The following is a 14,463-nucleotide window of genomic DNA, read 5'->3' as shown; positions in this document are numbered from 1 at the left end:
CAGGTAGCCATCATTGGCTACCTGTTTTGATTATTTTACTCATCATTTCTCCATTTGGATAATCACTTGTTTGATATAGTGAAATAACTTTTTCTCTATCATAGCCAACTCTGCGGATAGCAACTTGGACCTTTTGTTCATGGATTTCCAACAGACCATAAGACGCCATCGCCACTCCATCAAACGGTAAACCAACACTACCTATATTGATTACTATTATACCTTCTATATAGCGAACATATGACTTATGGATATGGCCATATACATACACTGATGCATCAGAATTTTGCATGAACATTTCCTTTAATGTGTCATCTGCTGCATCTGGCAAAACTGCATCAAATAAACTATTCGGTGTCGCATGAAAAGCATGAATACTAATGGAATCATTCACCGAAAACGTAACATCCTGTGGTAAACTATCCAAATAAGCAATATCTTCCTCGCTTAATTTTGCTTTAATCCACTCTCGTTCTTTCGCCATCATTGCAAACGCTTGGTCGGGAACCTCTCCCTTTTGTATTCCGCGGACTACCCATTCATCCGCATTGCCTTTCACTACATCGGTATGTAGCTGCTGAATTAATTGCAAAGACCTCTTCGGTTCTGGTCCACGGAAGCAAATATCACCAAGCACGAATATTTTATCTACTTCTTGTGTTTTAATATCTGCTAACACTGCTTCTAATGCAACAGCATTACCGTGAATGTCAGAAATAAATGCGATTTTCAAAACAATTCCCCCTGATAAAATACATCATTTTTATTCATCATAGCAATTTGACAAAGAAAACGGAAGATAATGAAAAGACAACGTTTTAGTGGTGTACAATTTGCTCCTGTTCTTCCCGAGTATCTGATAGATTCGTCACCAAATCAATCAATGACCTATTTACTATTTCATTCATCTTTATATGTTCGCCCGTTATCGCCTGAAAATGATTGTGATCATTAAAAATATATTCTCCACAAACATCCAATCCTAACACTTGATATTTATTCATAAATTTTTCAAGTAAAAATAATAATTGCACTAATGACATCGTCCCTTGATCCCAATTAGTCATCGCTTCTGTCCGAAAAAGGACATCCTTATCAATACTCACATATATATTTAATTCCGCTCCTAAAAAGGCTCCTACCTCTGACATTATTTCATGAAGTGAATGGCTATGGAGCTTATGCTCAGAGATCATATAAATCCTATCGTTAGCTCCCTGCCGGTTTTCTACGAAGATTTTTGCATCGGTTTCGTTGACTCCAATAATAACTACCTTTTGTAATAACGGAAGATCGCGGAGAGCGTGAGCAACCCAGGAGCCACAGGAGATTAATGGCTGACTGGCATCCATCATATCGGAATGATGGTCAAATAATATGAGAGAAAAGGGCAACGTTATTCTTTCTAGTAATAAATAGGAAACGTAATGATAATTACCGTTGCCAATAAAGACAAGATTACCTGTCCCACCAGCATGTAATTTTTTGCGAATTTCGGATAAAGAAGCAGCTTCACAATAGCCGTTAGTATGGAGAATATGTGAACAGTCAATCCAATGGTGTGGGAATTTATGAAGATTTTTTTGCTCTGTTAAACTATAATCGAAGTTTAAAAATGTAATCTCATCAACAGAATAACTCATTCTTAATCCTCTCCTATAATTGATATGTACCTATCATTCTATTATAAAAGATTTGCTATTTTTATGTGCCATTCCTGCTTAAAGAGGCTTAACAATCGTGTGAAGTTCCTTCAATCATAGATCCTACGTTACAAGAAATCTATTTTTCTACTATCTTTCCCATTATTTTTATCTGCTCGATAACTATCCAGAGAGGAAGCCTCATAAACAGATAAATATTGCTTCGGATTTAATAAATAATACATTGCATTTCGTTTTTCATGTAACTCTAAATCCTCTAAAGGGACACCAGCGAAGTCTGGTAACGTGTCAATAATTCCAAACTCGACGGATAATCCATCCTTCCTGAACTCATGCTCATGTAAATCGATGAGACGATACGATAGCAAATGCATGATTTCCACAATTTCGGTCCAGTTATGAATCGATAATTCAGGTGGCACTTCCCATCCTCTTTTATCACCAGGTACATGGATATCTAAATCTTGTGATTCCCAGCTCTTTCCAGTGACCACTTCTAAACCTACAGAACCCATCAGCAACGGAATAATCTGTATCTTATTCAGCTTTTTCGTAATTTTTATAAACTCTTCGAACTTGTTATTATTCATATTCACCTCCGCTATTTCTCCGTTTCCTTAAAATTAAAGCAGTTTGGTTATTATTCCATGTGCTAAAAAATATCGGAAAACTATTAATTGAAAACTAGCAATTTTCCATCCTGTTAATTTTAACATATTTTTATCCCCCCTATAAAAATCGAGTATAAAACCATCGCGATTTTATACTCGATTACAGTTGCCTTTTCGATTTTTCATACGTGCACTGGTCATTTTGGATAATTTAAAGCTCTCTTACGTAAATTGCTGACGAATGCTTTCTATCCTTCAAGTCAGATAATGAATCAGCTGGAATAATTCCAAGCGTAATTGCCGCGTTTACTTTTTCCTCATCAACTTTTTTCTCTACTTTTATACAATCCGTTAAGCGCATCTCTTCTAATTTTTGAACTGCCTCTTCCCGAAATTTTTCCGATGTACGAATTTGCCGCTGGAGCACATAATTTTCAAAGGCAAGCTCGCCTTTTTCATTTTGCCCAACTGTCAAATCAAAATAAAGATTAAATGACTTTTTCAGCTTGGATAATTCTTTCTCTAATTCCTTCGCCTGTTTATTTAGTTCATGATAACGTTCCACCATTGCCTCGGTAATGAGCACACCGTCCATTATCGATTCCCCCTATCCTTTTCTCTATACAGCTTATGAGTGTTATAGAAAAATAGAACATAGGTTTTGGACAAGTTCACTACTATGAAGACAAAACAAAAAGAGGACGATTTGCCCTCTTTCGTCAACATTAGCAAAAGATGGATAAGATCTCGTAATTAATATTCCCCTATCTTCACCATTTCCTTTGCTTCTAAAATATATTTATATTGCAGTAGAATGATTTCAAAAATCGTTAATGGATCACGGAACGCCTCTGGATTTTCTTTCAGTTTTTCCATTTCCATTTTCCGATTTGCTACCTCTTCCTTCGTATCCTCCACTAAATTCTTCAATGTACTAAAGGATTCCTTGAAGAATATTGTCACATCCCGCTCCAGTCCTTGCTCTAAAATAACAAATGGAGCGACAAAGTTATCTGCAACCGATTGAGCTACCTCCAAATAATCTTCTGATTCTATAAAGCTCTTATACCGTTTAGCAAGCATTGATTTATTTTGCGAAAAGGCATTTAAAAGTTTACCGGCACTTTTTAGCAATACTTGAGAAGGAGTAAATCGTAACAAAATATTTTCTTTCGGTACATATATTCTACTCGTTAGGCGATCGATATCTCGTTGCCAATCCTCTACTACTTTAAAATCACATGGAAGCTGTAATGTTTCTGTGCCCATCATTGCATTAAAGCCTTCACTAATTTCCTCTAAGAAATGTTTACTATGCTGAAGTTCTCCTTTGGATAGGAGTAACCATTCATTAATCCGTTCGAGAAAATCTGGTAAGATTTTCGTATTAATAAAGCTGCCAATTTTTTTGTTCATTTCTTTGTTTAATTCCTGATGAATTTTACTGAAATCACTGGATTCATCAATAGAAGTGGAGCACTCTTGGAGTAGCTTCGGCAGTTTCTTTACAATTTCCTTTTTAATTTCTTCTCTCACTAATATATAGCTTTGAGAAATCATATCTATTTTTTCACGCTCGAGATCTTCCAATTGATGAATAGCTCCGTTTACCCTTGCTAGTAAATCTTCTTTGCTTTGAATCGCCTCTGCTAAATTATTTTCCATTTTTACTCGTTGCTCTAAAAGACCCGCCATCATTTTCTTCAATATATATAAATATTTCTTCAAACGTGCACTCGGATTATACTCCACCTTCCATGTTGATTGAAGAAGCTCGTATAGCCCTCTACGATAAGCTTCTGTGTCAAAATATTGATATGGTGTTTCATTAGGCACTACTTCATTTAATAATACATTTGTCAGCATACTATCGGCTTGTTCTGGCTGATTCCAATTCATTACGACAAAATGAAGTGGGATACCCGGATAGTTTTTCTTAATATGGTGAATTACTTCTATTTCTTTATCTGTTAAATTTCCGTCCTCATCTAAAACGTAGAGAAGGGAATCGACAAAATAGAAATAATCATCTAGATGTGGTAATGTTGTCCGCGCACCACTCAAATCAGGAGTATCAAGCAAACCAATTGCTTCGTTCGCCAACCAACGATTAGGAAGCTGAACATCCATTAATATATCAAGCGAGCGTCTTCGTTGTGTGGCGATTTGCGTGTATTCCTCTAATGTCGTAATCTCTCTTATCGCACTATCCTTATACTCGGTAATATTCACGCTCTCTCCGAAGGTATACAAGGACATGACAGAGGATGGTGCTTCCTGTAATAATGGCTCATTAAGCAAGGAATTGATAAATAACGATTTATCCGATCCAGCCATACTAATGATACCAATATGTTGGCGCTCCGATTCTAAAAGTTGATTACTTAAAAACTGTAATCGTCCACTAATTTCCAACTGATTTTCTGCCGCCCAATCCATCACCATTTGGCAAAGCTGTTGACTTTTTTCCAATACATCGACATCATTTTCTGCATGAAAGATGATGTGCTCTGCTGTTCGAATCGTTTCTTGATCCATCGTACTTGGCATCATTTCATTCCAAGCAAAAATTGCCGCAGCTGGGATAACACCTTCCGTTGGTTTCACAAGCTTCACCCATACAGTTAACACATCTGGAACAATTTCTGCTATTTCTCGAATGAAATATTTTCCACTTAGTAATTCCGCAACAATCGACTGATATAGGAATGGTAGCTCCATCCAAACATACTGCTCATCCAGCATCGTATGTAGGAAAAATTGATTCAATTGCTTTATCCATTCAAAATACAATTCCTTCTCTTGATAGGTTTTATCAAGTGCAACAATAAACTGCTCCAAAAAGTCTAGATCCTGCTGTGCTATCGTTACAAAGGAATCATGGAAATAATTTGGAGCTAAATCTTTCGTATATCCTTTGTGGACATATGATTTTAAAATTTCAAACCAGTTTAATGATTCTGTCCGGATTCCTTCTTCAATTGCCAAATCAATCGCACTTTGCCAATCCTTTTGTTGCTCATAAAAGCGATGGGCTATCGTTGTAACATCTGGATAACTAGGATTTAATGCGACCGTTTCTTTAATTACCTTGTCTGCCTGCTGGAAGTTTTCTTGTTTTAGGTAGAGAGAAAATAATTGAAGCATCACTTCAGTACGCAATACGAGGGAGTCGGTTTGAATGGATTTATAAAGCTCCTCAGCTGTAGTAAAAAGCTCAAGTTCCATATAGGCATCCGCACTATTTTTGCTTGCCCATGCTTTCAATTCGTTATGTACATTTTCCCATTTGTAAATTGCTGCTTCATAGTCGCGATTATGAAAATAGACTTCCCCTTGGGAATAACGAATAAAAGATGCATCTGGAATTTCTTGCTTTTGCTCTTCTAAAAATAGTTCACCTAATTGTTCAATCGGATGCTTTTTTTCGTTTTGATTTATTAATAACTCGTAATAGGATTTCGTAATTAACTTATCCTCAATTGTCATGTTCATCACCTTTACTTTTTAGAATTCTTATAGATTGTTGCTATTACTTTAAAGCATGCTCAACACTTAAGCTGTTTAACTACAACAATAAGAAAATAGTTTTTTTTAAAATACCACAAATTTTTTCATTTTCTTGTAGAAATTTGTTGAAAAAATTAATATTCACCTGAAGATATTTATTACAGAATGATAATATTAGTTCGTGATTAGGCACACAGGTGGATATGATATATCGTAACAAAACATTATATCGTTCCCTTTGCAATTTCCTTTCAATTTGACAACAATCAGGTATAGTTTTGTAATAAAGTAAGATGGAGATGACAAAAAACACCTAGGCTGTTCTAGGTGCTGGCTCTTTTTGGGGAAATGGTTTGTCTTTTGATGATGATAGGCTTTATTCAACGGATTTCGGTTTATTTTTTAGTACACTTTCCTGTCGAGGAGCTTTATCAAACGGATTTCACTCGTTTTTCCTACTCACTTTCCTTTGGATGATCACTATCAATAGGATTTTGCTTTAATTTCTTGCTCACTTTCCTGTTGACGGCCACCATCAATTGGATTTTACTCGAATTTTTTACTCACTTTCCTGTTGACGGCCCTGTCAAATGGATTTCACTCATTTTTCTTGCTCACTTTCCTGTTGAGGATCTCTATCAATAGGATTTTACTCGAATTTTTTGCTCACTTTCGTGTTGAGGAGCCCTGTCAATCGGATTTCACTCATTTTTCTTGCTCACTTTCCTGTTGAGGATCTCTATCAATAGGATTTTACTCGTTTGTCCTACTCACTTTCCTTTTGATGATCACCATCAATCGGATTTCACTCGAATTTTTTGCTCACTTTCGCGTTGAGGAGCTTTATCAAACGGATTTCACTAGTTTTTCCTGCTCACTTTCCTTTGGCTGATCACCATCAATCGGATTTCACTCGTTTTTCTTGCTCACTTTCCTGTTGATGATTACCATCAATCGGATTTCACTCGTTTTTCTTGCTCACTTTCCTGTTGAGGATCTCTATCAATAGGATTTCACTCGCTTTTCCTGCTCACTTTCCTTTGGCTGATCACCATCAAACGGATTTCACTCGAATTTTTTGCTCACTTTCGTGTTGAGGAGCCCTGTCAAACGGATTTCACTCGTTTTTCTTGCTCACTTTCCTGTTGATGATCACCATCAAACGGATTTCACTCGTTTTTCCTGCTCACTTTCCTTTGGATGATCACTATCAATAGGATTTCGCTTTAATTTCTTGCTCACTTTCCTGTTGACTACCCCTATCAAATGGATTTCACTCGTTTTTCCTGCTCACTTTCCTGTTGACTACCCCTATCAAACGGATTTCACTCGTTTTTTCTGCTCTCTTTCCTGTTGACGACCACCATCAATCGGATTTCACTCGTTTTTCCTTGTCACTTTCCCTATGATATCATCTATCTACCATAATTTCGGTTCACTTCTAACCTATTCTCCCGTACATCCATTCTCCAAACTAATCCTCCAACAATGTATAGGCTAATGCTCCAGTAGCAATTCCTAACAATGCTCCACCGACGACTTCCTCTGGTTGATGTCCTAATATTTCCTTTAATCTTTTCGATTTTCGATCATGGTAATGATGATCCTGCTGACCTGCCAGTCGCTCGACTTCTTCCTCTAAATCGTTTAATTTAATCGAAATTTCTCCCGCTTGCCGTCTGACTCCTTGGGCATCGTACATGACGAGCAAACCAAAAATCGTTGCTAAGGAAAAGTCGACGGTTCGCATTCCTCGTTTTAAGGCAATATATGTAGCAAGAGATGCAACACCAGCGGAATGCGAACTAGGCATCCCTCCCGTTTCAAAAAACGTGTCCCATTCCCATTTTCCCGTCGTCATTTTCTTTAATGGTATTTTTAGAAATTGGGCAAGTCCTATTGTCAAAAGTGCAGTTTTTATTGGCTTATTCATTCAACCACCTCTTCGTTATTGTTCATAAACGATAGTAGAATTATGCATAGGATTGAAGACATTCTATACAGATTTCCAGCGATTTTCCCCTCGCAAAATTCAAAAAAATCGTCTACTTTAGGGAAAATTACTTTTCTCTACCATATTGAATATTCAATCAAAATTTATGTATAAAAAAATGTTCACATTTCCGGAAATTGTTATCTTAATATAATTATTTCCATTGACAGCGCAAAAAAAAATCACTAGTCTATTTATATTGTCTTTCTTAGGGAATTTATCCACTGTAAAGAATAAAAATACACAATTTTAACAATAAAAATCACAATATATATCCATTGAATAAAGGAGATTTTACATGCAAAAGAATAACAAACTTAGTTTATGGATATTAACTTCGTTAGTGGTCGGAAACATGGTTGGTTCGGGTATCTTTATGCTCCCAAGATCATTATCTGAGGCTGCAAATCCATTAGGTGTAATTAGCGCCTGGATATTCACTGGTATCGGTGTGCTAATGATTGCCCTTGTATTCGGTAATTTAGCACTTCGGAAACCAGAGCTATCTGGCGGTCCGCAAATTTATGCAAAAGAACTTTTCCCTAAAGGATCTAAAATATCAATATTGTCCGGATTTATGGCTTCCTGGGGCTATTGGATTGGAAACTTTGCTGGAAATGTCGCTATCATTACAACGTTTGCAAGCTATTTATCGACATTCTTCCCGATCTTTTTAAGTGAACAGCCTTGGTTTATGATTGGTGATTTTAGTGTAAATGTCGGAAATGGATTAACCTTCATTCTTTGTACGGTTTTATTATGGGGAATACATTTTATCGTGTTACGTGGACTCGAAGGTGCTGGTAAACTAAATTTCATCACTACCGCTGCAAAAGTTATTGGATTCTTCCTATTTATTATCATCAGTTTATTCGCATTTGAAAAAGCAAATATTGTTCCAATGGATGCACCAAGAACTACGAATGATGGAACCTCCATCAGCTTATTAGGGCAAATCAATTCCGCAGCATTAGCAACATTATGGGCATTTATTGGGATTGAATCTGCAATGGTCTTTGCTTCTCGGGCGAGAAAGCAAGTTGATGTAAAAAGAGCAACCATTATCGGACTTATTATTTCTTTAGCCATTTATCTTGGCATCAGTATTCTTGTTATGGGGTTACTTCCACAAAATGAACTTATTCAATCAGAAAAACCATTAATTGATGCAATTGAAAAAGTATTAGGACCTATCGGCGGACAAATTTTAGCTGGAATTGGCTTAATTAGCTTACTAGGCTCCACTATCGGTTGGATACTATTAAGCGCGGAGGTGCCATATCAAGCAGCAAAACAAGGACTCTTTCTTCCAGCATTTTTAAAAGAAAATAAAAAAGGAATGCCAGTATTTTCGCTTATTGTTTCGAATGGACTTGGACAATTATTTATCTTTTCAACTATCTCTAATTCGATATCACAGGCATTTGACTTTGTAATCTATATCGCAACATTATCGTATTTACTACCGTATTTTATCGCATCTGTTTTTCAATTAAAATTAGTATGGACTGGTGAAACATACGACCATCGAAAATCACGGATTCATGATGCAATCATCGCAGCGTTGGCAAGCATTTATTCTTGTTGGGTAATGATAGCCGGAACTGCAGATATGAAAACTTTTTTACTAGGCATCGCATTGCTGCTCAGTGGAATAATCTTTGCGAAAAAGGTGATTGCACAAAATCACCTAAAAGCAGATGAAAAAAAATAATAGTTGGACATACATGAAGCCACTGCCTTGAACAGGTACAGTGGCTTTTTTAAGCATTTTTCCGTAAATGAACCATAATATTTCGATATACTTGATTAAATACTTCTGAAAAAACAATCCCGATCGCAATTGCACCGGCTATCATTAATACTTTTGCTGCTAATTGAATGGCCATATTATAATCATTAAGCACAAAATATCGCATCGCATCATATGCCAAACCACCAGGAACTAGTGGGATGATGCCACCAACGGTAAATATGATTACTGGTGTTTTATATTTTCTTGCAAAAACATGGCTAATTACCGCGATGAAAAACGCAGCGATAAAACTCGCCGGTACAGAATCCATCGTTTGCTCGACTAAATAATAATAAATCAGCCAACCTACCATACCGACAAATCCACATTTTATTAACGCTTGCTTCGGTACATTGAAGATGATTCCAAAACCACTTGTTGCAATAAAGCTTGTGACTAGTTGTGCGAGCAAATCATTCACATCCTTTAAAAAATTGCTAATATAACGGCTATCCCTGATCCAATTGCAAATGCTGTTAATACTGCCTCAGAGCCTTTCGTTAAGCCTGACACTAAATGCCCTGCCATTAAATCACGTATCGCATTTGTTATGACAAGTCCAGGAACAAGCGGCATGACAGAGCCAATAATAATTTTGTCTACTGCCCTACCAAATCCGTAGTGCACTACTAAAACTGCACATATCCCAATAATTAAGGAAGCCGAAAACTCTGAGAAAAATCGGACATGTACATGGCGATCAATAAAGAGAAAGAAGAAATAACCAACTCCTCCTGCAAAAAATGCGGGAAGAAAGTCAATCCATCCGCCATTAAACATAATTACAAAGCATGCACTAGAAATTGCAGCCGCTAAAACCTGCAACCAAAACGGGTAGGTGAAGTTCGTTTTCTCGGCCACCGATAATTGCTCGTATGCTTGTTCAATCGTTAAATTTCCTGCAGAAATCTCCCGAGAGATATGATTCACAATGGCTACTTTATTTAAATCAGTTGTTCGTTTTACGATCCGTTTCATTTTTGTTTTTGTCGGATAATCCCCTTCAATAGTAAAAATAATCGCTGTCGGGGTTACATAACTATCTGCACTTTCTACACCAAAAGCAGACGCAATCCGTACCATTGTATCCTCTACTCGATACGTTTCCGCTCCATTTTCCAATATGATTTTACCAGCAAGCAAGCAAACCTCACTGATTTCATAATTTCTTTCCAATAATTTATCCACCGATATCCACCACAATCCAAGCTAAATTTATCTATGTATGATTAAGTAAAAACAAGTGAAGAAGTCCTCTTTATCGATATTCAGTTTAATTCATTTCCTAAACAAGATGCAATGGATACTATAGAAAATAAAATAATAGAAAATTTACAAATATATCGTCTATTGGTCATTATCCTATAAAAATCAAGATAGCCAAGGAGAAAACACCCTACTTTTCTATAAATGAAAAAGAAACGAAAAGACATAGGTACATCGCCCGGTCATTTCTTTACGATAGTCATATTTTATAGGGAATTTTCACTAATATTAACAAAGAGGAGAGATTCTACACATGCTTCCATATGGATATTATCCACCAATGCCAGTTCCATATTTTGAAGGACATCCTTACGGGCAAGAAAATATTATTCCTACAGATTCCGTCCGACAAACTTCCTCATTAGAGCGTCGGATGACCCAGCTAGAAAGACAAAGTCAACGACAAACAGAGGAATTAACAAGACAAAACGATGAAATTCGTAGATTAAACCGAGAAATCCAACGCATTAATCGCGAAATACAACGAATCAACGGTGAAATCACAAGACAAAACACAGTAAATGAACAACAAACACGGCGTCTCCAAAGATTAAATCAACGCCTTCGTGCAGTAGAAAACCGCTTCAACTTCCCATTTAGTCCAACAGAAGACGGATTTTAATTTTGTAAAATTAACTTCCTTGAATTTCGACAAAGACATCAAGAGGCCACTCTCGATGTCTTTTCTCAATTTTAGTTGATTTTCATTTAAAATACGTTAATTTCTCCTAAGTATTGGTGTTCCGGTTACCTGAATTTTTCCATTCCGATTGTAAAGACTTACAAGCACTATAATAAAAAGTATTCCTTGTTTACGACTGAAATATTTTATATACTAGGAATGTTGTTCATCGGGAATTTCCCGACGTGGTTCGAAACCATCCCACGTAAAAAAACTAAGGGAGAGGATAAAATGAAAATTAAAACTATCGCAGTAAATGGAATCATCGCGGCACTTTATATTGCCATCACCGGAATTATCCAACCTATTGCCTTTTCGCAAATACAGTTTCGGATTCCGGAAATGTTCAATCATCTCATCGTTTTCAACAAAAAATATTTTTTCGGCATAGTTCTTGGTGTCTTTTTGGCTAACTTATTTTTTTCTGATCTGTTGCCATATGATCTTTACTTCGGTGTAGCTCACTCGATTATTTGTCTATCTTTAACTATTTTAATTAGTACGTTCGTGAAAAATGTGTGGGCACGGATGATTGTAAATACATTGATTTTTTCAGGAATGATGTTTATCATTGCCTATGAACTAAATTTAGCAATCGGGTTACCTTTTTGGGAAACTTGGTTATTTACAGCCATTGGAGAATTTGTCGTAATGGCAATCGGTGCACCATTAATGAAGGCTATTGATGCACGCGTGAAATTTGAGAAGATGATGTAATTCTATATGATGATTGATAAAAAGGAGCAGGTAATAAATATTACCTGCTCCTTATATGAATACTGAAAATTCGACAATGTCCTGTATTTTCTTTGTCTTATTTCCTCGGAAATTTTCGGATATCCCTGAAATTCGACACAACTTATAAAATTCTAATGTATATTCTTCTTTCTTCCGACATTCATTTTCTATTTATATATTATATGGAGCTGCTTCTTAGCAAACATTATGCTAAATCTAATATTATGTATAAATATTGCATACCAATTCGGATGATAAAGACGTAAGTCACCCGCAGCTAACCTTAACTCCCGCCGAATGGATGCACGAAATGTATTCAGTCTGCTCTCTTTTACAAATAGCAATCGATACGTAAACAGCCTATAAAAAAGACCCAACACTGCCAATACCGTAGTGCTGAGCCCTTCTTCGTAAAATAATACACTCGATTTTTATACTACTATAATATATGCGATGCAATTAGCCGATCAAGCTTACGAATATCCACCTTTTTATTTAAGTTTAGCTTAAACTTACCCGTTTTCGTCCATAATTCTATCTCGGCATTAAAATCCAATCTGCCTCCGTTTTCCGTGGAATACATATCGATGGATTTAAATGGAATCGTATAGATTTCTACTTTCTTACCAGTTATCCCTTGACGGTCCGCTATAATAAAACGTTTATTAGTAACAACCGCAACATCTCGAACTGTCCGGTAGGCTACTTCAGCATATTCACCATCCACTAGTATTTCTTCAATATTCTTTGGGACATTTACTTCTTCGTAAAATGTCCATTCTAAAACTCCATCAATTTCTGCCATTATTCTAACCTCCTATAGAGATTGTATAATTTTTTGGGCAATCTCCTTTCCATTTTCGATACAGTCTGGAACTCCAACACCATAATAGGAGCTTCCTGCCAAATATACTCCAGGATAATTGACGGAAAGCTTCGTTACAAGAGCAGTAATCGTTTCTGCATGATTAATTTGGTATTTCGGCATTTTCCCAGTCCAATCCGTCACAATGTGAACCATTGGCTCTGCTTTTATCCCGAGACTTTTCTCAAAATCTGTTAAGGCAACCTTAACTAGTTGTTGCTCATTCATCTGTTGAATTTCAGAAAATCTCGGATTACTATTTTTGTAAAACATCCGAACTAATAAATTGCCTTGATTTGATGTATGCTCCCATTTCCTGCTTGTCCATGTACAGGCATTACAGAATAAATCCTCTTGATTTGCAGTTATGAAGCCTGTTCCATCATACGGTAGTCGCTCATCTGGTATTGCAAATCCTAAATATACACTAATAAGTGCACTCGTTTGTAAATGAGAAAAGTCCGTATCCAATCCATCAAATTGTAATAATCTTTGTGCTGACGAATGTGGAATGCTGAGAACAACCTCATCAGCTTCAATCTTTTCCCCATTTGCAAAGGTAACTTGATACTTGTCCTGTTCTCGTTCCATACGTATTGCTTCCCAATTCGTATAAATTTCAGCCCCTTTTGAGTGTTCCACTAATCCGTCAATTAATGTGTGCAACCCGTTTTTAAAGGAAAGGAATTTCTTACTACCACCAGATTTAAATTTCTCCTTATTGGCCGAAAATCCTTTAATAATGCTTCCAAATTCATTTTTATAATCTAAAAGATACGGCATCGTTGATTTAATCGATAGCTCGGATAATTTGCCTGAATATACACCAGATAAAACAGGTGCAATTTGCTTTTCTACTAGTTCTTTCCCAAAATAATATTCGAGAAAATCTCCAATCGAATCATTTTCGGTGAATGGATTATCCGTCACATAAAAATCTTGAAGCGCTGCAACCTTTCCCTCCGCTGACACTAATGTAGTCGTCGCTAACGATTCAATGCTTGTCGGTATTCCAAAAATAGCATCTGCAGGGATTTGTTTTAGTTCACCATCTACATAGATATAGGAGATTCCCGCTGAATTATAAACTTGCTCTGTATGTAAGCCAAGTTCCTCTAATAATCCTCCATTTTCGATTTTCCGACTGACGATGGAGTCTGCACCGGTTTCCATAATAAATCCTTTTTCCGTTACCGTTTGAATTTTCCCACCAAGTTTTGGACTAGCCTCTGCGAGCATTAACCGGACATCCGCGTTTGACGCTTGACGCCATTTATTCAATTCGTAAAGTACAGTTAAGCCTGTAATTCCCCCACCTAGTATTAATATATTTCGCATT

At 36.5% G+C, this 14,463-nt stretch carries 13 protein-coding genes and 1 riboswitch; of the genes, 3 read left to right on the top strand and 10 right to left on the bottom strand.

All coding sequences use genetic code 11. From position 1 onward, the window contains the following. Window positions 1-10 precede the first annotated feature (10 nt). The 6 genes from OEV98_RS13045 to OEV98_RS13020 form a co-directional block, all read right to left on the bottom strand. Window positions 11-733, bottom strand: a complete 723-nt coding sequence (locus tag OEV98_RS13045) for a metallophosphoesterase family protein (RefSeq protein ID WP_263073748.1) — start codon at window positions 731-733, stop codon at window positions 11-13. Between the two features lie 85 nt (window positions 734-818). Then, window positions 819-1,643 (bottom strand): arginase family protein, encoded by an 825-nt coding sequence (locus OEV98_RS13040; protein WP_263073746.1) that lies wholly within the window; start codon window positions 1,641-1,643, stop codon window positions 819-821. 128 nt (window positions 1,644-1,771) lie between these two features. Beyond that, entirely contained in the window at window positions 1,772-2,254 is a 483-nt protein-coding gene (locus OEV98_RS13035) for a nucleotidyltransferase domain-containing protein (RefSeq protein WP_263073744.1), read from the bottom strand. Between the two features lie 232 nt (window positions 2,255-2,486). Further along, on the bottom strand, window positions 2,487-2,870 hold the full coding sequence (locus OEV98_RS13030; RefSeq protein ID WP_263073743.1) for a hypothetical protein: 384 nt from the start codon (window positions 2,868-2,870) through the stop codon (window positions 2,487-2,489). Window positions 2,871-3,028: 158 nt separating this feature from the next. Continuing rightward, a complete protein-coding gene (locus tag OEV98_RS13025) occupies window positions 3,029-5,764 on the bottom strand; it encodes a tetratricopeptide repeat protein (protein WP_263073742.1) in 2,736 nt (911 codons plus the stop codon). A gap of 1,495 nt (window positions 5,765-7,259) precedes the next feature. Then, entirely contained in the window at window positions 7,260-7,718 is a 459-nt protein-coding gene (locus OEV98_RS13020; protein WP_263073741.1) for a divergent PAP2 family protein, read from the bottom strand. A 358-nt stretch (window positions 7,719-8,076) separates the two neighbouring features. Here OEV98_RS13020 and OEV98_RS13015 point away from each other — a divergent pair, with 358 nt between their 5' ends. Then, complete coding sequence (locus tag OEV98_RS13015) at window positions 8,077-9,492, top strand: amino acid permease (RefSeq protein WP_263073740.1); 1,416 nt, start codon at window positions 8,077-8,079, stop codon at window positions 9,490-9,492. Between the two features lie 49 nt (window positions 9,493-9,541). Here OEV98_RS13015 and OEV98_RS13010 read toward each other — a convergent pair whose 3' ends face one another. Further along, window positions 9,542-9,985, bottom strand: coding sequence for a threonine/serine exporter family protein (locus OEV98_RS13010; RefSeq protein ID WP_263073739.1), 444 nt, complete (start codon window positions 9,983-9,985; stop codon window positions 9,542-9,544). Between the two features lie 14 nt (window positions 9,986-9,999). Next, window positions 10,000-10,761, bottom strand: a complete 762-nt coding sequence (locus OEV98_RS13005; protein ID WP_263073737.1) for a threonine/serine exporter family protein — start codon at window positions 10,759-10,761, stop codon at window positions 10,000-10,002. A 331-nt stretch (window positions 10,762-11,092) separates the two neighbouring features. On the opposite strand from OEV98_RS13005, the gene OEV98_RS13000 reads away from it, so the two are divergent. Both OEV98_RS13000 and OEV98_RS12995 read left to right on the top strand, forming a co-directional pair. Continuing rightward, window positions 11,093-11,461 (top strand): hypothetical protein, encoded by a 369-nt coding sequence (locus OEV98_RS13000; RefSeq protein WP_263073735.1) that lies wholly within the window; start codon window positions 11,093-11,095, stop codon window positions 11,459-11,461. Window positions 11,462-11,700: 239 nt separating this feature from the next. Beyond that, window positions 11,701-11,745, top strand: a riboswitch (PreQ1 riboswitch). 7 nt (window positions 11,746-11,752) lie between these two features. Continuing rightward, on the top strand, window positions 11,753-12,238 hold the full coding sequence (locus OEV98_RS12995; protein ID WP_263073734.1) for a QueT transporter family protein: 486 nt from the start codon (window positions 11,753-11,755) through the stop codon (window positions 12,236-12,238). Between the two features lie 460 nt (window positions 12,239-12,698). On the opposite strand, the gene OEV98_RS12990 is transcribed toward OEV98_RS12995, so the two are convergent. Both OEV98_RS12990 and hemG read right to left on the bottom strand, forming a co-directional pair. Next, window positions 12,699-13,064 (bottom strand): PH domain-containing protein, encoded by a 366-nt coding sequence (locus OEV98_RS12990; RefSeq protein ID WP_263073733.1) that lies wholly within the window; start codon window positions 13,062-13,064, stop codon window positions 12,699-12,701. Between the two features lie 12 nt (window positions 13,065-13,076). Then, window positions 13,077-14,462, bottom strand: a complete 1,386-nt coding sequence (gene hemG / locus OEV98_RS12985; RefSeq protein ID WP_263073732.1) for a protoporphyrinogen oxidase — start codon at window positions 14,460-14,462, stop codon at window positions 13,077-13,079. Window position 14,463: the final 1 nt, after the last annotated feature.

It is taken from the genome of Perspicuibacillus lycopersici (assembly GCF_025660475.1).
Classification (GTDB): domain Bacteria; phylum Bacillota; class Bacilli; order Bacillales; family Caldibacillaceae; genus Perspicuibacillus; species Perspicuibacillus lycopersici.
Note: the sequence above shows the minus strand (reverse complement) of the source record. Positions and strands in the feature narration are given on the sequence as shown.